Genomic DNA, 19,038 nt, shown 5'->3' with positions numbered 1-19,038 from the left:
GCTTCGGCCCATGTACGGCTACGACCAGAACGTGAGCGCGGGGCAGCAGCAGTACGCCGCCCCGCAGCAGATGGCCGGCGGGTACGGCGAGCAGCCGCTCTACCCCGAGCCCTCGCCGCCCTCGCTCGCCGACGCGGTGCGGGCCTTCACCACCGGGTCGCTGTCCGCCGAGGACTTCCAGCAGATCTTCGCGACCTCGAAGGTCTACTGCCCGCGCGGCGACACCCCCGGGTTCCTGGCCCTGCACAACACGCAGCAGCCCGTCATCCCCATGTTCACCACGCTCAAGGAGCTCCGCCGGTACGCCGGCAAGGAGTCCAAGTACTTCGTGATCACCGGCGCCGAGGTGATCGACCTGCTGCCGACCGGCTACGGCTTCGTCCTCGACATGGAGGGCGACCACCGAATGGTCTTCGACGCGAAGGCGGTCGAGCAGATGGTCGACTTCGCGATGCGCCGCATGTACGGCTAGGCGCCGTGGCCGCGCAGGCGGCCGGGCCGAGCCGAGCCGAGAGAACGCCTCCGCACCCCCCGGGAATGCTCCCGGGGGGTGCGCTGTTCTGTGCGGGTGGCAGGAAGTTCGAGATTCAACTAAACTCGACGCAGAAGGAGGTCCTGACCATGCCCGCAGTGACTGTTGAGAACCCGCTCGCGCTGCCGCGCGTCATCGCTCCGGCCGGAGGTGACCGGGCCAGGCCCGTGCTGGGCGTGGTGGACGCGCCCTCCGGTTTCGAGGGCGAGGGCTTCCCGGTGCGCCGCGCCTTCGCGGGGATCAAGTACGAGTACCTCGACCCGTTCATCATGATGGACCAGATGGGCGAGGTGGACTACGCGGCCGGCGAGCCCAAGGGCACCCCCTGGCACCCGCACCGCGGCTTCGAGACCGTCACCTACATCATCGACGGAACCTTCATCCACCGTGACTCGCACGGCGGCGGCGGAGTCATCACCAACGGCGACACGCAGTGGATGACGGCGGGCTCGGGCCTGCTGCACATCGAGACCCCGCCCGAGGAACTCGTCATGTCCGGCGGCCTCTTCCACGGCCTCCAGCTGTGGGTGAACCTGCCCGCCAAGGACAAGATGCTCGCGCCGAAGTACCAGGACATCCGCGGCGGCACCGTGAAGCTGCTCGCCTCGCAGGACGGCGGCGCCCTGATCCGCCTGATCGCGGGCGACCTGGAGGGCCACGCCGGTCCCGGCGCCACCCACACGCCGATCACGATGATCCACCTGTCGGTCAGCCCCGGCGCCGAGGTCACCCTGCCCTGGCGGGCCGACTTCAACGCCCTGGCGTACGGCCTCGCGGGCAGCGGCTCGGCCGGCGCCGAGCGCCGCCCCTTCACGAACGGCCAGACCGTGGTCTTCGGCTCCGGCGACGGGCTGACGATCCGGGCCGACGCCGCGCAGGACTCGCGCAGCGAGAACTTCGAGGTGGTCGTCCTCGGCGGACTGCCGATCCGCGAGCCGATGGCGCACTACGGGCCGTTCGTCATGAACAGCCACGCCGAGCTCCAGCAGGCCTTCGACGACTTCCAGGCGGGCCGCCTGGGCGTCATCCCCAGCACCGACGTGACCGGCCTCGGCCACCGCGGCGCCGGGCAGGCGGACCCGGAGGAGACGGCCTGACGGGCCTGACCGGCCTGACGGGTCCGGCGGCCCTGACCGGTCCGGCGGGGTCCTAGGCGGGGTCCCCCGGGCCCGGGACCGGGCGCGCGTCAGGTCCCGGTCCCGCCTGCCGGGCCCCGTACCGGGCCCGGAGCTCCGACAGGACCCCGAACGCGGCCGCCGTCAGCGGTACCGCGAGCAGCATCCCGAGGATCCCGGCGACGCTCGCCCCGGCGGTGATGGCCAGCATCACCGCCGCCGGGTGCATCTGCACGGTCCGGCTCTGGATCATGGGCTGGAGCACGTGCCCCTCCAGCACCTGCACGGCCAGCACCACGCCCAGCGCCCACAGCCCGATGACCCACCCCCGGTCGGCGAGGGCCACCAGCACGGCGACGGCGCCCGAGATGAAGGCGCCCAGGTACGGGATGTACGCGCCGACGAACACCAGCGCCCCCAGCCCCACCGCCCCCGGCACCCGCAGCACCAGCAGCCCCACGGTGATGCAGAGGGCGTCGATCGCCGCGATGAAGGTGGTGCCCCGCATGAACCCCTCGACGGCCTGGTAGGCGCGGCGCGCCATGGCCTCCACGGTGTCCCCGGTCGAGCGCGGGGCCAGGGAGCGCAGGGCGCCGGCCGCCCGGTGGGAGTCCCGCAGGAAGAAGAAGATCAGCAGCAGCGCCAGCACGGCCGTCGCGAGCATCTCCCCGACCACGCTGAGCCCGCTGATCACCCCGGAGGCGGCCGTGCCGCCGAACTTGGCCAGCAGCTCCTTGGCGTTGGCCGCCAGGTCCTGGAGCGAGGTCCCGGCCGCCCCGAAGTGCTCGGCCAGGCCCTCCCCGGCCCGCTTGAGGGCGCCCACGATCTGGTCGCCGGTCTCGATCAGCGCGGCCACCACCACGTACGTCGCCCCGCCGACCACCGCCACCACCGCCAGGCAGGTCAGCGCGGCGGCCAGCGAACGGTTCAGCCGCATCCGCACCAGCCGCCGGTGCAGCGGCCCCAGCAGGGCCGTGCCGAGCAGGGCCAGCAGCACCGGGGTGACGGCCGTCTTGAAGACCACGCAGAGCCACACCCCGACGGCGACCACACCCGTCACCAGCAGGACGACCGCGCACCAGGCGGCCAGCCGCCGCACCGGATCGGGCAGCAAGGACGTGCTCGGGGTCGGTGCGGGCATGGCCGGACCGCCTTTCGGATGCCGGGCGCCGGGCGGTCAGGAGGCGGGCCGGGGGGATTCCCGGTCCTCGTCGCCGTCCGGCTTGGACCGTTCGTACAGCTCGAACCAGATCGACTTGCCCTCGCCACGCGGATCCACACCCCAGGCGTCGGCGAGCATCTCCATCAGCAGCACGCCGCGCCCGCTGGAGGCCATCTCGCCCGGGTGGCGCTTGTGCGGCAGCTCGTCGCTCGCGTCGGCCACCTCCACGCGCAGCCGCCGCGTGCCCGGCTCGCCCGCGGCCTCCGCGACCAGCAGCGCGTCCCCGTCCGTGTGGACCAGCACGTTCGTCACCATCTCGGAGACCATCAGCACCGCCGAGTCCACCTGCTCCGGGTCCGCCCAGTCGTGCAGCAGCTCCCGGACCTGCCGGCGGGCCCCCGCGATCCGGGCCGGCTCGGCCTGCGCCACGGTCAGCACCGTGCGCCGCGCGGGCCGTACGGGGTGCGCCGCGACGGTCCCGCAGCCGCAGCTCGGGCTCTCCCGGCACAGCAGCACCACGGCTATGTCGTCCTCGCGGCGGTCGGCCAGCGGGCCGGTGGTGTGGTGCGAGGACGGCCCGTGGACGGCCTGGACCAGCAGGTCCGCGAGGCGTTCGAGGTGGTTGTCCCCGTCCGCGCCGCCGCCCTCGCCGGGCCGGTCGTGCGCGTCGGACTCCAGGATCGCCCGCAGCCGCGCCCAGCCCGTGTCCAGGTCGTGCCCGCCGGTCTCGATCAGCCCGTCGGTGCACAGCATCAGCGTCTCGCCGGGCTCCAGGGCGAAACGGGTCGTGGGGTAGTCGGTGTCGGGGACGATGCCCAGCGGCAGCCCGCCGGCCGTCGGCCGCATCAGCACCGTCCCGTCGGCCATCCGGACCACCGGGTCGGGATGCCCGGCCCGGGCGATCTCCAGCGTCCCGGTCCCCGGGTCGCACTCCACGTACAGGCAGGTCGCGAAGCGCGGGCTGCCGAAGTCGGCGTCGGGGCCGGAGTCCGCGCCGGAGGCCTCGTCCGGGGCGGGCGAGGAGCACAGCCCGGCCAGGAAGCGGGAGGCCCGCGAGAGCACCGCGTCCGGCCGGTGGCCCTCGGAGGCGTAGGCCCGTACGGCGATCCGGAGCTGGCCCATCAGCCCGGCGGCCCGCACGTCGTGCCCCTGGACGTCCCCGATGACCAGGGCGAACCGGCCCGAAGGCAGCGGGATCACGTCGTACCAGTCGCCGCCGACCTGGAGCCCGCCGCCGGTGGGGACGTAGCGGGCGGCGATGGTCATGCCGGGGATCTCGGGGCCGAGCTGCGGCATCATCGACCGCTGGAGACCGGTGGTGAGCTCCCGCTCGGACTCCGCCACCCCGGCCCGCTGGAGGGCCTGGGCGAGCATCCGGGCCACCGTCGTCAGCACCGACCGCTCGTCCGGCGAGAAGGTCACCGGGTGCTTGAACGCGGCCATCCACGCCCCCATGGTCCGCCCGGCCACGATCAGCGGCAGGAAGGCCCAGGAGGCCCGGCCGAAGCCCCGGGCCAGCGGCCAGGTGACCGGGAACCGCCGCTTGTACTCCTCCGGCGTCGGAAGGTAGATCGCCCGCCCGGTCCGGACGACCTCGGCCGCCGGGTAGTCCGTGTCGAGGGCCATCTCGACGAAGGGGCCCTCGTCGCCGGGCGCGTGCCCGTGGTGCCCGATCACCGACAGCCGCTCGCCCTCCATCCCGAAGACGGCCAGCCCGTCGGGGCTGAAGCCCGGCATCGACAGCGAGGCCGCCACCCGCAGCACCTCGGCCGTGGACCGCGCCTCGGCCAGCGCCCGGCCGGCGTCCAGCAGGAAGGCCTCCCGCGAGCGCCGCCAGTCGCCGGTGATCGGGGTGTGCGCGGCCGTGGTCCCGGGCTGCGGCTCGGCGATCTCCTGGATGGTGCCGATCAGCTCGTAGTCCACCCGGCCGTCGGCGGTCCGGTTCTCCAGCGGCTTGGAGCGGCTGCGGACGGTGCGCAGCACCCGCCCGTCCTCGTCCATGATCCGCAGCCGGGCCTCCGCGAGGGTGCCCTCGGCCACGGCGAGGTTGACGATGCCGTTGATCTCGTTCCAGTCCACCGGGTGGAAGCGCGCGCGGGCCGCGGCCTCGGGCAGCACGACGGGCTCCGCGGGCAGCCCGAGCAGCCGGGCGGCCTCGCCGTCGAGGGTGACCGTTCCGGAAGCGTTGTCCCACCGCCACAGGCCGGTCGCGATGGCGGCCAGGACGTCCTCGGTGCGCACCCGGCCATCTTTACAGGTCACCCGGGCCGGACGCCCGTCCAGTGCCCGCCGCCGCATCCCCACCGGGCGCGCCCGGTGGGCGCCGCTCCCGGACGGTAACCTTGGCACGGTTGAGTCCACCTGGAAATCGCGTAGAACTGGATGACTGATGCATCGGTACAGGTCCCACACGTGCGGCGAGCTTCGTGCCTCCGACGTCGCATCCGACGTCCGGCTGAGCGGCTGGGTGCACAATCGTCGAGACCTGGGCGGCATCCTCTTCATCGATCTGCGTGACCACTACGGCATCACGCAGCTCGTCGCCCGCCCCGGCACCGCGGCGAACGAGGCCCTCAGCAGCGCCACCAAGGAGACCGTCGTCCGCATCGACGGCAAGGTCGTCTCCCGCGGCGCCGACAACGTGAACCCCGAGCTCGCCACCGGCGAGGTCGAGGTCGAGGTCTCCGAGGTCGAGGTGCTCGGCGCCTCCGCCCCGCTGCCCTTCACGATCAACACCGACGACGGTGTGAACGAGGAGCGGCGCCTGGAGTACCGCTTCCTCGACCTGCGCCGCGAGCGCATGCACCGCAACATCATGCTGCGCTCGGCCGTGATCGCCTCGATCCGCTCGAAGATGGTGGCCCTCGGCTTCAACGAGATGGCGACCCCGATCCTCACCGCGACCTCCCCCGAGGGCGCCCGTGACTTCGTCGTCCCGTCCCGCCTGAACCCGGGCAAGTTCTACGCCCTGCCGCAGGCCCCGCAGCAGTTCAAGCAGCTGCTGATGATCTCCGGCTTCGACCGGTACTTCCAGATCGCGCCCTGCTTCCGCGACGAGGACGCCCGCGCCGACCGTTCGCCGGGCGAGTTCTACCAGCTCGACGTCGAGATGTCCTTCGTCGAGCAGGAGGACGTCTTCCAGCCGATCGAGCGCCTGATGACCGAGCTCTTCACCGAGTTCGGCAACGGCCGCGAGGTCACCTCGCCGTTCCCGCGGATCCCGTTCCGCGAGTCGATGCTGAAGTACGGCAACGACAAGCCCGACCTGCGCGCCAAGCTGGAGCTCGTCGACATCACCGACGTCTTCGAGGGCTCGGAGTTCAAGGCGTTCGCCGGCAAGCACGTGCGTGCGCTGGCCGTCCCGGACACCGCCGACCAGCCGCGCAAGTTCTTCGACGGCCTCGGCGACTACGCGGTCTCGCTGGGCGCGAAGGGCCTGGCCTGGGTGCGCGTCGCCGAGGACGGTTCGCTGACCGGCCCGATCGCCAAGTTCCTCACCGAGGACAACGTCAAGGTCCTCACCGAGCGTCTGGGCCTGGCCGGCGGGCACGCCGTGTTCTTCGGCGCGGGCGAGTTCGACGAGGTCTCGAAGATCATGTCCGGCGTCCGCGTCGAGGCGGCCAAGCGCGCGGGCCAGTTCGAGGAGAACGTCTTCCGCTTCTGCTGGATCGTCGACTTCCCGATGTACGAGAAGGACGAGGAGACCGGGAAGATCGACTTCTCCCACAACCCGTTCTCCATGCCGCAGGGCGGCATGAAGGACCTGGAGGAGAAGGACCCGCTCGACATCCTCGCCTGGCAGTACGACATCGTCTGCAACGGCATCGAGCTGTCCTCCGGCGCCATCCGCAACCACGAGCCCGAGGTCATGCTGAAGGCCTTCGAGATCGCCGGTTACGAGGCGGAGACCGTCGAGCGCGAGTTCGCGGGCATGCTGCGCGCGTTCCGTCTCGGCGCCCCGCCGCACGGTGGCATCGCCCCGGGCGTGGACCGCATCGTGATGCTGCTGGCCGACGAGCCGAACATCCGCGAGACCATCGCCTTCCCGCTGAACGGCAACGCCCAGGACCTGATGATGGGCGCGCCGACGGTGCTGGAGGAGAGCCGCCTGCGCGAGCTGAACATCGCCCTGCGCAAGCCGGTCGAGACGAAGGCCGCGGACGCGAAGCCGGTCGCCGAGGCGGTCCACCCGGACGCCGCGCGCTAACGCTGCCGCTCTCGTAGCGGGAAGGGCCCGGGATCCTCGCGGATCCCGGGCCCTTCGTCGTTCCTCGTACCGCTCAGAACCGGTCGAGGACGCCCTTGAGGAGGGCGGCCGAGGTCAGCTCCGCGGGGGCGGGGCCGGCGTGGAAGAAGCCGGCGTTCTCGGCGTCCAGCTTGCGCAGGAAGTCGAAGGCCTTGGCGTCGTGGTCGCCGAACGCGACGAACTGCCAGTGGACGCCGGGGGCGGTGGCGGCGGCGTCCGCGATCGCCTGGCGGGCGGGGCGGACGTTGTCGGGCGCGCCGTCCGTCTGGAACACGACCAGGGCCGGGCCCTCGCCGCCGTCCTTCTGGTACCGCTCGACGACGGCCTCGACGGCCACGTGGTAGCTGGTGCGGCCCATCCGGCCGAGCTCGGCGTGGCGGGCCTCGACCCAGGCCTCGTCGTGGCCGTCGAGGGTCAGCTCGGCGGTGCCGTCGAGTTCGGTGGAGAAGAACACCGTGTGCACGGTGGCCTGCTCGTCCAGGTGCGCGGCGAGCGCGAGGGCGTGGTCGGCGAGGTACTGGGCGCTGCCGTCCTTGTAGAACCCGCGCATCGAGCCGGAGCGGTCCAGGACCAGGTACACCTTGGCGCGTGCCCCGGGCTTCCCCTTGGCCCGCAGCACCTGCCCGGCGGCCTTGTACGCCGCACCGACGGCCCCGCCCTTGCGCCGCACGGCGGAGGCGGGGAACGCGGGCCCGGCACCGGCCTCCGGCTCGGCCACCGCTTCCGCTTCCGCTTCGGCCTCCGCTTCCGCCTCCGCGTCCGGGTGCGCTTCGGCCACCGGCTCGGGGTCGGCCTGGGCGGCGAACGGCTCGGCCTCGGGCTCGGCGTCGGCCTCGGGCTGAGGCTCGGGGTCGGCCTGGGCGGCGACGGGCTCGGGCTCGGCGTCGGGCTCGGCCTCGGTGTCCGCCTGGGCGGCGGCGGGCTCGGGCTCGGCGTCGGCCTCGGGCTGCGGCTCGGGGTCGGCCTGGGCGGCGGGCTCCGGCTCGGGCTCGACGTTGGCTTCGGGCTGCGGCTCGGGGTCGGCCTGGGCGGCCACGGGCTCGGCGTCGGCCTCGGCGGTGGGCTCGGGCTCGGCGTCCGCTTCGGGCTGCCGCTCCGGCTCGGCCTCGGTGGCGGGTGCGGCCTCGGCCCCGGGTTCGGCGGCGGCCTGGGCGGCGTCGGCCTCGGGGTCTGCTTCGGCCTCCGGGGCGGGGGTTTCCTGCGCCTGCGGGGCCTCGGCCTCGGCGGCCGTGGCCTCCTCCGGCTGTGCCTCGGATTCGGCGGCGGCCTCCGGCGCGGGCTCGGCCGCGGCCGGCTCGGGCTCCGCGATCGGCTCGGCGGCAACGGGGGCGGCGGCCGCGGCCGGTTCCGGTTCCGGGGCCTCCTGGGCCTGCGGTGCCTCCGGTTCGGCGGGGGCCGGTTCCGGGGTGGCCGGGCCCGAGGGGCCCGAGGGGCGGCGGGCCTCCGGGACCGTGGGGTCGGTGGTGGTGGCGGGGGCGGTCAGCAGGGTGCCCGCCTCGCGGTCGCGCGGCGCGGACTGCGGCGGGACCGTCGGATTGTCGAAGGACGCCGCCACCAGGTCGGCCGCCGCGTCCAGCGGAGTGCGCTCGGCCTGGCTGGGGACGGCCGCCGCTGGGGCGTCCGAAGTCTCGGGGACCGGCTCCGCAGTCCTTCCGAACACCTTGCGCAACAAGCTCCGAATACCCATGGGCCAGGCCTTTCGCATGAGTGCGTGCGTCATTTGTCCGTGCTGCGCGGTTGATCCCTGCCCAGAGTGGACACGTAAGGTTATCGGCCCCCTGGCTGGAACGACGGCAGGGGCGCCCTTCGTGGTGCCCGTCCTACCACCCAACCCGGCCGCCCGCACGAACTGGCCCCCCGCCGTGCCGGGTTCATCCACCGTTCATCCCCGCGCCGCCGCATCGGCGCAGCCCGCCCCCGCCGTCGTGGCCGGATCCGTGCGTACGCGGCCACCGGAGGACTCCGCGCGCGAGCCCCCGCCGCCCCGACGAGGAGGCCGAGTTGTCCGTCCGGCGATGTTTCACGTGAAACGTCCGCCGGTCCCGCAGAGGGTCAACTCCCCTCCGGGAGCCGCCCCACCGGGAGCCGGAGCGTGGTCAGGGCGCCGCCGTCGGGGGCGTTGGCGAATCCCAGGGCGATCTCCAGAACGGCCGCCTGGCCCACCGCGATCGTCAGGCCCAGTCCGTGACCGCGGCCGCGCCCCGGGTCTCCCGTGCGGAACCGCTGGGGGCCCTGCTCGATCAGTTCGGCAGGGTAGCCGGAGCCGTGGTCGTGGATCACCACCACCGGCCCGTCCACCGTCACCTCCACCGGCGGCCGCCCGTGCTTGTGGGCGTTGACCAGGAGGTTGACGAGGATCCGCTCCAGGCGCCGCCGGTCGGTGAGCACCACCGCGTCCCGGACCACCCGGACCTCGGCGGCGAGCCGGGAGCCGGCGACGGCCCGCCGGACGGCCCGGCCCAGCTCCACCTGGGCGAGGTCGGCCCGTTCGACCCCCGAGTCCAGCCGGGAGATCTCCAGCAGGTCCTCGGTGAGCAGGTGCAGGGCCCGCAGCCGGTCCTCGATCATCTCCTTGGGCCGGCCCTCGGGCAGCAGCGCGGCGGCGGCCAGCGAGCCCGTCAGCGGGGTGCGCAGCTCGTGCGCGACGTCGGCGGTGAACCGCTTCTCCGCCTCCAGCCGGTCCTGGAGCGAGGCGGCCATCGAGTCCAGGGCCCGCGCCACGTCCCGCACCTCGTCGTGGGAGCGGCGGGTGCCGGGGGCGTCGTCGCCGGCCGGGAAGCCGACCCGGGCGTCCAGGTCCCCGGCGCTGATCCGGCGGGCGACGGAGGCCGTGGCCGTGAGGCTGCGGCTGATCCGGTTGGCGAGGAACAGGCCGGCCAGCGCCACCACTCCGGCCGCGAGCGCGGAGGAGACGAGGATCGCGGTGTCCAGGTCCCGGAGCCGGGCGCGGGTGTTCTCGTACGGGATCCAGACCGCGAGCGCCTGCCGGTCGGCGGGCGCGGCCCCCCACATGACGGGCTTGCCCTGGTGGGTGCCGACCATGCTGCCGGTCCGGCCGCGGGCGACGAGGGCGCGCAGGGGGCCGGGGAGGCCGGGCGGGTCGAGGGCGGCGTGGACGTCGCCGTGCGCGGTGCCGTACTCGTAGTGGCCGAGGGCGTGCTCCAGCTCCCGGTCCACGTCCTTGCGGACCTCCCCGACCACCTGGCGGGCGACCACGTTGTGCACGGCGATGCCCAGGGCGGCGGCCACCGTGCAGCACACCAGGGTGGTGGTGAGGGCGATCTTCCAGCGCAGGCTGTTCAGCGCGCGCATCGCTGCCGGTCCGCGCTCAGCGGGACATCGGTGAGGGTGGGACAGTCGTCGAGGGTGAGCTGGGACAGGCTCATGCTCTTGGTGTTGGGGTCCCAGACGTAGTCGGAGACGGAGATGTAGACGGGGTTCGAGGTCGGTTCGCGGACCGCCAGGTGTTCGGCGGCCACCTCCACGCCCTCCAGGACCCCGCGCCGGGAGAGGACGCGGGCGATCCGGCCGTCGTCCTGGACGGTGTAGACGCGCAGTTCGGAGAGGCGGCCGTCCACGTCGAGCGCGGTGATCAGCTCCTCCCGGCCGTTGCCGGTCAGGTCGTGCAGGACGCCGGGCCGCACGGGGCAGTTCGGGCCGCCGCCCCCGGTCTGTGTGCAGAGCGCGAGCCGCTGGACGGCCCGGGGGTCCACGAGGCGGCCGGTGCCGCCGTCCTCGGCGGTGGCGGAGGTGATGTCGGCCCGGATGACGGCCAGGGCGTCCACCCCGCGCATGCTCAGCCCCGGCACTTTGGGCAGGCCGGGGACGACGGCCGCCGCACCCGGCTGCTGTCCGGGGCTCGGCGGGTCGGGGAAGTAGCCCTTCCACAGGGTCGTGGGGGCGTGGACGGTGCCCCGGTCGCCCTGGTCCGAGAGGCCCTCCGCGTCGGCGCAGCCGGCGGTCGCCGCCAGGAGGGCGACGGCTGCCAGGGCCCGGGGGCGGCGGGTGCGCATGTACCGATGCTGCCCCGCCCGGCGGGGCCGGGCCCGGCGCGCGGGGCGTTCGGGGGACCGGCTCCGCGCGCCGGGACGGTCAGGGGGCCGGCTGGGAGATGGCGCGGGCGGCGGCCACCTCCTGGTGGAGGGGGGCCAGGACGCCCGCGTCGTCGCCCCCCGGGGGGACCTCGACACGGACCAGGGTCTCGCTGCTGCGGATGCCCTCGGCCAGTTCGCGGAGCTGGCCCGCGATCCGGTCCACCTCGGACGGCGGCGGGGCGGAGGCCCCGTGGTTGACGCGGACCCGGGCCGCCGTGGTGGCGTCCACGATCCGTTCCACGGCCACCACCAGCGGCCACCAGGCGGCGGCCCGGGCCCCGGTCGGCGGGGGTTCGGTCAGGGCCCGCTGGAACTCGCTGCGCACGCCCGACAGGTCGCGGTAGATCCGGCGCCGGGCCTGGAGCCGGGACTGGCGGGCCGCCCGCAGCTCCGCCTCGTCCGCGACCGGGGCGAAGGCCCGCTCCACGTAGCGGGCGGCGTCGTCGACGGCGTCGGCGAGCCGGTCCCCGATCCGGGTGTGCCAGCTCTCGGGCCACAGCAGGTAGCCGGCGACCAGGGTGATGGCGCAGCCGATGAGGCTGTCCAGCAGCCGGGGCCGGATCAGGTCGAAGCCCTGGTGGTTGAGGAGGTCCGAGAGCAGCAGGATCACCGGGGTGATGGCCGCGGTCTGGAAGGCGTACCCCTTCGCGGAGAACGCCGGGATCAGCGCGGCGAGCACCATCATCACCGGCACGTCCCACCAGCCGCGCGGCACCTCCGCCAGCACGGCGGCGGCCAGCACCAGCCCCGCCGCCGTCCCGAGGGCGCGCAGCACCGCGCGGGAGAACACCGAGCCGAAGTCCGGTTTGAGGACGAAGGTGACCGTCAGCGCCACCCAGTAGGAACGCTCCACCTCGACCAGGGAGACCAGCGACTGGGCCAGGCCGATGCACAGCGCCAGCCGGAGCCCGTAGCGCCAGGAGGCCTCGGACAGCATCATGTCGCGCACCACCCGGCCGGCCCGGACGCGCAGCGCGGCGGGCCGGCCGAGGCGGTCGTCGACGTTGTACGGGTCCGGCTCAGCGAGGTGCACGATCTTCGCCGCGTGCCGCAGGGCGGCGTCCACGGCCCGTTCCGACGGGCTGTGCGGGGCGGGCAGGTCGAGGACGGGCGTCCCGGTGCGGCCCTCCTCGACGGCGGCGGCCAGCTCCCGTACCGCCGCCGGGACCTGCGGCGGCAGCGGACGGCCGCGCAGGTGCGCGGCGGGCGCGGCCTCCACCAGCGGGATCAGCACGTTCAGCTGGGCGAGCACCCGCACCAGCGAGGGGCTGCGCCCGTGGACCCGGGCCCGGCGGCCGAGGACGAGGTCGTAGGCCTGGTTGAGGGCGTGGGTGACCTGCTGCCGGCGTTCGTCGTACACGGCGACGGGTCCGCCCGCGGCCTCCAGGGCGTCGGCCACGGCCCCGTAGACGGCCGCGACGGCGGCCCGTTCGGGCTGCCGGCCGCGCAGCGGCCAGCCCAGCAGGGTGAGCAGCAGGACGAACAGGCCGCCGGCGGCCAGCAGCAGCGGAGCCGTCCACCAGGGTTCGGGCATCGGCAGCCCGGCGCCGACGACGGCGTTGAGCAGGAACACCAGCCCGGAGGCGGAGGCGACCGTGCCGATCGAGGAGATCATCCCGGAGACCAGGGCGATCAGGGTGAGGACGGCGACGGCGACCCAGCCGTGGCCGTAGACGAGGGTGCCCAGGGCCACCCCGATCGCGCCCAGCAGCTGGGGGAGGGCGATGTTCAGGATCCGCATCCGGTAGGCGTCGGCGGTGTCGCCGATCACCCCCGACAGGGCGCCCATGGAGGCGAGCGCCCCGTACTCGGGCTCGTCCAGGGCGAAGCCGACGGTGAGCGGGACCGACAGCGCGATCCCGGCGCGCGCGACCGCGGCCCAGGGGACGCGCGTGCCGCTCGGCCGCAGTCCCGCGAGCAGCCAGGAGGGGGGAGCCAGGGGGTGGGCCCGGGGCGGGTCGGGCGGTATGTGCCCGGTACGTCGTTCGCTGGTCATTCCGCTTCCGTGTCACCGCTCGCGAATCGGTTCTTCTGGGGCGTTCTGCGGAGGATGGGTATGTTCCGAGCTTATGGGGTGCGGCGCAGTCGTCCGGTCAGCCATGCGGTGAGCGCGGTCGCCAGCCCGATCGCGAGGACCACCCAGGTGGTGGTCCGCAGGAACGCGGTGAGCGCGTCGTAGACGGCCCCGGCGGCGGCCCGGTCGATGTCGGCCGGGAGGTCGTCGAGGGTCAGCCGGCGGCACACGCCGACCGCGATCCCCAGCAGCACGGCCCCCGTGGCGATGCCGAGACCGGTGGCCAGTACGGCGCGGCGGCGGCGCACGGCGACGGCCACGGCCGCCGCGGCGAGCAGCACGGTCAGCACCGGGAGCCAGACCCCCGCGACCTGGAGCATGCGGAACCCCTTCCGGAGCGCGCCGAGGCCGTCGTACTCCATGACCTCGACGGACAGGTGGGTCTCGGGGATGCGGTCGGCGAAGGGCACCCCGTCGGCCACCAGCTCCCCCTTGACCTGGGCGATCACCGGTGCGAGGTCGATGGTGACGGCGTCCCCGTGGCCGGTGGTGAGGGCGTCGAGGAACGCGGTGTGGGCGGCCCGGTTGGCGGCGTCCCAGGCCGTCCGGTAGGCGGGGGTCCCGGCGAAGGAGCGCAGGGCCTCACCGATCAGGGCGTCCACCCCGCCCTGGAAGGGGCCCGCGTCGATCTGCCCGGACAGGGCGCGGGTGGCCTGGGTGACGACCACCCCCTGGACGGCGGGGTCGTTGGCGAGGGGGGCCATGGCGGCCGTGTAGCCGTCGGCGTCACCCAGTCGGCGGTCGGCCCAGTACGCGACCGCGCTCGCGGGCACGAGGAGGGCCACGAGCACGATGAGGGCCGCCGACAGGAAGGTGCGCACGTCACCAGGGAAGGCGGGGGCCGGCCCGGGCGCCACCCCGGTTGCTGCGTACGGGGAGCGGCGGCGCCCCGGTCGACCCGGACGGGTGATCCACTTGCCGCCCCGGGGCGGCGGGTGTGCCCTGGAGGCTGGAAGAGAGGAGCCCCGCCATGGCACACGCGGCCCCCACCGCGCCCCGGCGGTACCACCGCCCGACGGCGTCGGCGCATTCGCACGGCATCACCAAGAGCGATCTGGCCCGCCCGCTGCTGGCCGGCCTCGTGTACGGGGTCTGGGCGGCCTTCATCAACCGCCAGATGGGCCCGGTCGACGCGGGCAACGTCTTCTACGGAATCCTCTGCGGCGTCGTCTTCGCCGGCATCATGTTCGCCCTCGCCCGGGTCGGACCGAGGCTCAAGCGGGAGGTGCACGCGGCCGCGTACGGGGTCTTCATCGGGATCGCCGTCGGCTATCTGCACAGCCTCACCAACCAGTCCGTGCTCCGCGCCACCGTCGTCGGCCTCTTCTCGGGCATCGGTGTCGGGGTCATCGCCTTCTACCGGTACTACACGCGGGAGGACTGAACCCCGCGCACCGGCCGCGGCGCCGGTTCCCGCGCCCCGTCTCCGGGGGCACGGGAACCGGCGCCGTCTCATGGCGGAACGGGGCCGGCCGCGTGTTCCGGCCCCGGGCGTCCGGGCCTTAAGCCGCCGGGTCGGCGGGGTGCCGCTGGGGCTCACCGCCGGACACGGACACGGTCTCGGGGGCCTCGGGGGCGCTCTCGCGGGCCGGGACCCGCGGTGCGGGACGGTCCTCGCGGGCCGCCGGGGAGAACCGGGCGGCCTCCGCGCGGATCATGGCGTTCAGGGCGGCGTACGGGTCGACGGGCATGACGGAACCTCACGGTGGTCCAAGGGGTGTGTGGGGGGAGTTCTGCCGCTCGGACCCCTCAGCAGCGCAGGACCACGCTCCGGGCCGCCCGCCGGGGCACGGCCGCCGTGGCCGGCCCGCCCTGGACCACACGGGTGGAATCGCCCGCGTGTTTCACGTGAAACGTCTCCGACGGCAGCCCGCGCGGCGCGGGCACGGCGCGCACGACCGAGCGCACGTCCGCCCGGGCGTCGGGATCCGCGGCCGGATCCGACTGCCCCTCGGCGGGATCGGCCGGGGCGGAGGAGGCCGTACGGGAGTCGGCGCCCGCGGTGGCGGCCGCCGCCGGACCGGCGCCGAACAGGCACAGCAGGGCGACGCAGGCCACCGTCAGGGCCCGCGCCAGCACCGACCGCGCGTACCGCGCACCGCTCATGGGGGCTTCCATGCCCCGCCGCGCCCGCGGACTCCCCCGCCGCCCCCGAGAAGCCCCCGACCGGGGGACGAAGACACCCCCCTCGGCTGACGGTCCGGACGGGCGCACCGCGCTCAGCCGGTGCGCAGCGGTCCGGTCAGCCGCGCGAGGACGGAGGTCTCACCGCTGACCAGCCGCAGCCGGGCCCGCCCGCTCCGGTCGGGGGCGTTGACCCCGTACGGGGAGACCCGCTCGACGGTGAACACGGCCGTACGGTGGTCCGCGCGCGGGATCTCGATGGTGCGGCCGCGCCGCAGTTCGGCGAGGGCGAGCCCGTTGCCGGTGACCACGGCGGTGCCGGCCGAGCCGGGGGCCGGTCCCGCGGCGTCCCAGCCGGCCGTGTCCTCCCCGGCGGGCGTCCCCTCGGCCAGCGGGAGGTCCACCCCGAGGCTGGGGATCCGCAGCCGCAGCGGACGCGCGGCGCGCAGCGGGCCGGCGGCTCCGGTGCGGCTCCGGCGGGCCGGGGTGTGGGTGCCGGAGTGCTCCAGCTCGCGCACCAGGCGGCGGTGGCCGGACAGGCCCAGCGCGCGTGAGGGGAGTGCGTCGGCGATGCCCGAGGTACCCGGCTCCGCGCCCTCTCCGCCGTGCAACAGGCCGATGCCGGTACAGAGCAGAGTGACCGTCAGCGCGGCGGCCGCCCACGGGGCGCGGGACATGGCATTCCTCCTGGGCCGGCTCGGGCGGCCGGTCCTGGGAGCGTGGCCCACCGCCGGTGGGTCGGCACGTCGGCGGGGTGCGTGAGTTGACGGTGCGTCATCGGTGTGTCGGGGGGTGCGGGGGAGTCTTCGCAGATGGCGACGGGGGCGGGGGCCGTGGCGAAAACGGGGGGCGGTGCCTCCGAAAGGGTGAGGGAGTTGCTCCCCGCGGGCTCCCCGCCGGCTTCCCCCGGCTCCCCGCAGGCCCCCCGGGCCTCCCCGCCCGGCCGGGGCCCCAGGCCTCCCCGCCCGGCCGGGGACCGGGCTACGGGAGCGGGTCGGTGGGCCAGTTGAGGAGGCGGGCGCCGAGGGTGGCGGTCTGGAGGGTGTAGCGGGCGGGCGGGTCGGCGGGGTCGTGGGACGTCAGGCTGTGGATGCGCTCCAGCCGGTACGTCAGCGCCCGTACGCTCAGGCCCAGCCGGCGGGCCGCCTCCGCCGCCACGCAGCCGGCGTCGAAGTAGGCGGTCAGCGTCTCCAGCAGGGGTACGGCTCCGCCGCGCCCGGCCCGCAGGGGGCCGAGGACGGTGAGGACCAGGTCGGCCAGGGCGGCCCGGTCCCGGGTGAGCACGGGGAAGACCAGCAGGTCGGCGGCGCGCAGCAGCGGCCCCGCCAGGCCGAGCCGGTCGGCGAGGCCGAGGGCGCCCAGGGCCTCCTCGTACGAGGCGGCCACCCCGCCCGGGCCGGGGTGCGGACGCCCGACCGCGACGAGCCCGCCCGGCCCGGACAGGGCCCCGGCCCGGTGCGCGAACTCGGCCAGCACCCCGTCGCCGTCCCCGCCCCCTGCGCCGGAGGGCGCCACGCAGACCAGCAGCCCCTCCTTGGCGGCGAGCAGCACAGCCCCCGCCAGCTCCCGCTCCAGCCGCCGCACCTGCGGGCTCCCGTCCGCGTAGGGGGCCGCCGCGCGGGCGACGGCCACCGCGTGGCTCCCGTCCGGGAGCGGCCCGTGGCCGACGGCGGGCCCGGCGGGCCGCTCCGGGCCGCCGCGGCCGAGGAGGAGGCCGTCGACGAACTCGCGGCGGGCGGCCTCCTCCTGCCGCACCGCCGGCCGCCAGGCCCGCTCGTACCCCTCGGCGAAGGCGTCCACGGCCTGCTCGGACGCCCGTTCCACGGCGGCCGTCGCGCGGTCCGGGGCGGTCCGGCCGCCGAGCGCGGCGCGGGCGGCGGCGAGGTGGGCGCCGACCAGGGCGCCGAGCCCGTACCCCGCCCCGGCGGCCCGCTCGCCGAGCTCGCGGCGGGCGTCGAGCTCCTCGCGAGCGGGCCGGCGCCCGGTGGCCGCGACCTCCCCGAGCATGCGTACGTACCCGGTCAGGTACTCCTCGGGTATGTCCCGCCCCGCCGCCGTCACACCGGCCCCCTTTTCCGCTCGAAAAGCCCCATTCTTCCTTGTCGGGAGGGCTGTTCGGCGGTGGGGCGGTTCCGGGGCGGCGGCGGTGGGCCGGTTCAGAGCACCACGAACACGATCGCCGCCGCCCCCATGAGGGCGGCGGCGAGGTGCATCGCGGGGTGGCCGTAGTCCCCGTACCAGAGCTGGCGGGCCAGTCCGCCGAGGGCGGCCAGGGCGGTGATGACGCCCATCTGGGCGAAGAGGGGGACGGCCGTGAACGGGGCCAGGCCCAGCAGCACCGAGTTCAGCCAGAAGGGTGCGGCGCCGGTCCAGCCCCGCCATTCCCGGATCGCGGACTGCATGTCCCGGCTCCCACCCTCCGCACCCGGCGCGTACGCAACCGGAGTGCCTCGCTCAACTCGTCGGCTGTACAGCCTCCTTGGGAGCGGCGGCGGGGGCAATAGCGCGTTCGGCTAGAAAACCGAAGGCCAGGCCGAAAGTAGTCCACACCGTCGCCTGGATGGTCAGCGAGGCGAGCCGGAACTGCCAGATCAGCGCCGCCGGGAAGTCCGCCGGCACCTCGTTGATGCCGGGCAGCAGCGCGTAGGCGATGCCGACGGCCGCGATGAAGCCGAGTGCGGCGACGACCGAGGCGTTCCAGTTGCCCAGGCGCGGCGCGAGCCGCCGTCCCAGGATCAGGGCGGCCGAGGCCAGCAGCACGCTCAGGGCGATCATCAGCAGGTAGAGGGTGGTCCGCCTGACGACCGTGTCGGGGTCGCCCACCGCGGGCGGGTTGGCGGGGTACTTGAGGAACGGCACCAGCGCGACGGTGACGAACAGCCCGCCGCTGACCAGGGCCGCCGTGGCCCGGGGGCCGAAGCGGCCGATGCGGCCGAGGGCGAAGCAGAACACGAGCGCGGCGATACCGCCGAGCGCGAGCCCGTAGAGCAGGGTGCCGGTGCCGAGACCGGCCGTGGCCTGGAGGGCCCGGCTGACCGGGGCGGCCTCGGCGTGGTCGTGCGCGGCCTCGCCGGCCTCCTCGATGGCGATCGCCGCGTCCACCTTGGACTCGCCGAGCAGGTACGCGACGAGGAAGGCGGCGACGCCCGCGAGCAGGCCGGCCAGCATGCCCCGGACCAGCAGGACCCGGGGGGAGATGGTGTTCACGTAGGAGCTCCTTGCGTGATCAGCGGAGGATCAGCAGGAGGTCAGTGGCAGGGGAAGCCGAGCAGGTGGCGGCCGTCGTGCATCCACTCGTGGACGTTCTCGCCCTGGAAGATCGCGGCGGCACCCTGCTCGACGCCGACGAGGTACAGCAGGAACAGGGTCACGACGGCGGCGAAGGCGGCCCAGGGGGCCAGCGCGGAGAGCGAGATGGGGGCTACGGCGACGGGGGCCGAAGCGGGCACGGCGGAGTGGGCCATGGCAGAACCTCCAGGGGAACACGCGTCCCGGTCAGTGGTGCTCTCGTCGAAGGCTGGCGGGTCTGACTTCCCTCCCCCGTCGCCGCGGGAGGATTCACAGTGGCGCGACCGTGCCGGATTCTCACCGGTACTTCCGTCATACCTTCTTCATGATGTCGTCCGAGACGGTAGCGCGCTCCTGGCTTGAACACCACGGCGTGTGGCCGCCGTCTCACGCCCCGGGCGTG

The 19,038-nt window shown here is 74.8% G+C and carries 18 protein-coding genes; 4 read left to right on the top strand and 14 right to left on the bottom strand.

All coding sequences use genetic code 11. The annotated features are described in order from the left end of the window. The first annotated feature begins 10 nt into the window (after positions 1-10). Positions 11-472, top strand: coding sequence for an SseB family protein (locus AB0O29_RS10340; RefSeq protein ID WP_007265129.1), 462 nt, complete (start codon positions 11-13; stop codon positions 470-472). A 149-nt stretch (positions 473-621) separates the two neighbouring features. Continuing rightward, a complete protein-coding gene (locus AB0O29_RS10335) occupies positions 622-1,629 on the top strand; it encodes a pirin family protein (RefSeq protein ID WP_365149077.1) in 1,008 nt (335 codons plus the stop codon). 52 nt (positions 1,630-1,681) lie between these two features. Here AB0O29_RS10335 and AB0O29_RS10330 read toward each other — a convergent pair whose 3' ends face one another. Both AB0O29_RS10330 and AB0O29_RS10325 read right to left on the bottom strand, forming a co-directional pair. Further along, the gene (locus AB0O29_RS10330; RefSeq protein ID WP_365149074.1) at positions 1,682-2,788 is read right to left on the bottom strand and encodes an AI-2E family transporter; all 1,107 of its coding nucleotides are present in this window, start codon (positions 2,786-2,788) and stop codon (positions 1,682-1,684) included. Positions 2,789-2,824: 36 nt separating this feature from the next. After that, entirely contained in the window at positions 2,825-5,050 is a 2,226-nt protein-coding gene (locus tag AB0O29_RS10325) for a SpoIIE family protein phosphatase (protein WP_365149071.1), read from the bottom strand. A 148-nt stretch (positions 5,051-5,198) separates the two neighbouring features. On the opposite strand from AB0O29_RS10325, the gene aspS reads away from it, so the two are divergent. After that, entirely contained in the window at positions 5,199-7,016 is a 1,818-nt protein-coding gene (gene aspS, locus AB0O29_RS10320; RefSeq protein ID WP_365149068.1) for an aspartate--tRNA ligase, read from the top strand. 73 nt (positions 7,017-7,089) lie between these two features. Here aspS and AB0O29_RS10315 read toward each other — a convergent pair whose 3' ends face one another. The 5 genes from AB0O29_RS10315 to AB0O29_RS10295 all read right to left on the bottom strand — a co-directional run bounded on the left by AB0O29_RS10315 (position 7,090) and on the right by AB0O29_RS10295 (position 14,044). After that, positions 7,090-8,715, bottom strand: a complete 1,626-nt coding sequence (locus AB0O29_RS10315) for a VWA domain-containing protein (RefSeq protein WP_365149065.1) — start codon at positions 8,713-8,715, stop codon at positions 7,090-7,092. Between the two features lie 392 nt (positions 8,716-9,107). Further along, entirely contained in the window at positions 9,108-10,367 is a 1,260-nt protein-coding gene (locus AB0O29_RS10310) for a HAMP domain-containing sensor histidine kinase (RefSeq protein ID WP_365149062.1), read from the bottom strand. After that, entirely contained in the window at positions 10,355-11,068 is a 714-nt protein-coding gene (locus tag AB0O29_RS10305) for a hypothetical protein (protein WP_365149059.1), read from the bottom strand. The genes AB0O29_RS10310 and AB0O29_RS10305 overlap by 13 nt, the downstream gene beginning before the upstream one ends. 79 nt (positions 11,069-11,147) lie before the next feature. Continuing rightward, the gene (locus AB0O29_RS10300) at positions 11,148-13,145 is read right to left on the bottom strand and encodes an FUSC family protein (protein WP_365149056.1); all 1,998 of its coding nucleotides are present in this window, start codon (positions 13,143-13,145) and stop codon (positions 11,148-11,150) included. 71 nt (positions 13,146-13,216) lie between these two features. Then, positions 13,217-14,044 carry a hypothetical protein gene (locus AB0O29_RS10295; RefSeq protein ID WP_365149053.1) on the bottom strand — a complete coding sequence of 276 codons (828 nt, stop codon included), beginning with the start codon at positions 14,042-14,044 and terminating at the stop codon, positions 13,217-13,219. A 149-nt stretch (positions 14,045-14,193) separates the two neighbouring features. On the opposite strand from AB0O29_RS10295, the gene AB0O29_RS10290 reads away from it, so the two are divergent. Beyond that, positions 14,194-14,607, top strand: a complete 414-nt coding sequence (locus AB0O29_RS10290; protein ID WP_365149050.1) for a hypothetical protein — start codon at positions 14,194-14,196, stop codon at positions 14,605-14,607. 118 nt (positions 14,608-14,725) lie between these two features. Here AB0O29_RS10290 and AB0O29_RS10285 read toward each other — a convergent pair whose 3' ends face one another. From AB0O29_RS10285 to AB0O29_RS10255, 7 genes are all read right to left on the bottom strand, one after another. After that, positions 14,726-14,914: a hypothetical protein gene (locus AB0O29_RS10285; protein WP_365149047.1), complete on the bottom strand. Its 189-nt coding sequence runs from the start codon at positions 14,912-14,914 to the stop codon at positions 14,726-14,728. 58 nt (positions 14,915-14,972) lie between these two features. Beyond that, entirely contained in the window at positions 14,973-15,329 is a 357-nt protein-coding gene (locus AB0O29_RS10280) for a hypothetical protein (protein WP_365149044.1), read from the bottom strand. A 113-nt stretch (positions 15,330-15,442) separates the two neighbouring features. Then, positions 15,443-16,024 carry a class F sortase gene (locus AB0O29_RS10275; protein ID WP_365149041.1) on the bottom strand — a complete coding sequence of 194 codons (582 nt, stop codon included), beginning with the start codon at positions 16,022-16,024 and terminating at the stop codon, positions 15,443-15,445. Between the two features lie 304 nt (positions 16,025-16,328). After that, on the bottom strand, positions 16,329-17,354 hold the full coding sequence (locus AB0O29_RS10270) for a helix-turn-helix domain-containing protein (protein ID WP_365149144.1): 1,026 nt from the start codon (positions 17,352-17,354) through the stop codon (positions 16,329-16,331). A gap of 149 nt (positions 17,355-17,503) precedes the next feature. Continuing rightward, the gene (locus AB0O29_RS10265) at positions 17,504-17,749 is read right to left on the bottom strand and encodes a hypothetical protein (protein WP_365149038.1); all 246 of its coding nucleotides are present in this window, start codon (positions 17,747-17,749) and stop codon (positions 17,504-17,506) included. A 52-nt stretch (positions 17,750-17,801) separates the two neighbouring features. Then, entirely contained in the window at positions 17,802-18,554 is a 753-nt protein-coding gene (locus AB0O29_RS10260) for a CbtA family protein (protein ID WP_365149035.1), read from the bottom strand. Positions 18,555-18,595: 41 nt separating this feature from the next. Then, positions 18,596-18,811 carry a CbtB-domain containing protein gene (locus AB0O29_RS10255; protein ID WP_344159961.1) on the bottom strand — a complete coding sequence of 72 codons (216 nt, stop codon included), beginning with the start codon at positions 18,809-18,811 and terminating at the stop codon, positions 18,596-18,598. Positions 18,812-19,038: the final 227 nt, after the last annotated feature.

This window comes from Streptomyces sp. NPDC089915, from assembly GCF_040684675.1.
GTDB lineage: Bacteria > Actinomycetota > Actinomycetes > Streptomycetales > Streptomycetaceae > Streptomyces.
This window is presented reverse-complemented; position numbering and strand designations above follow the sequence as displayed.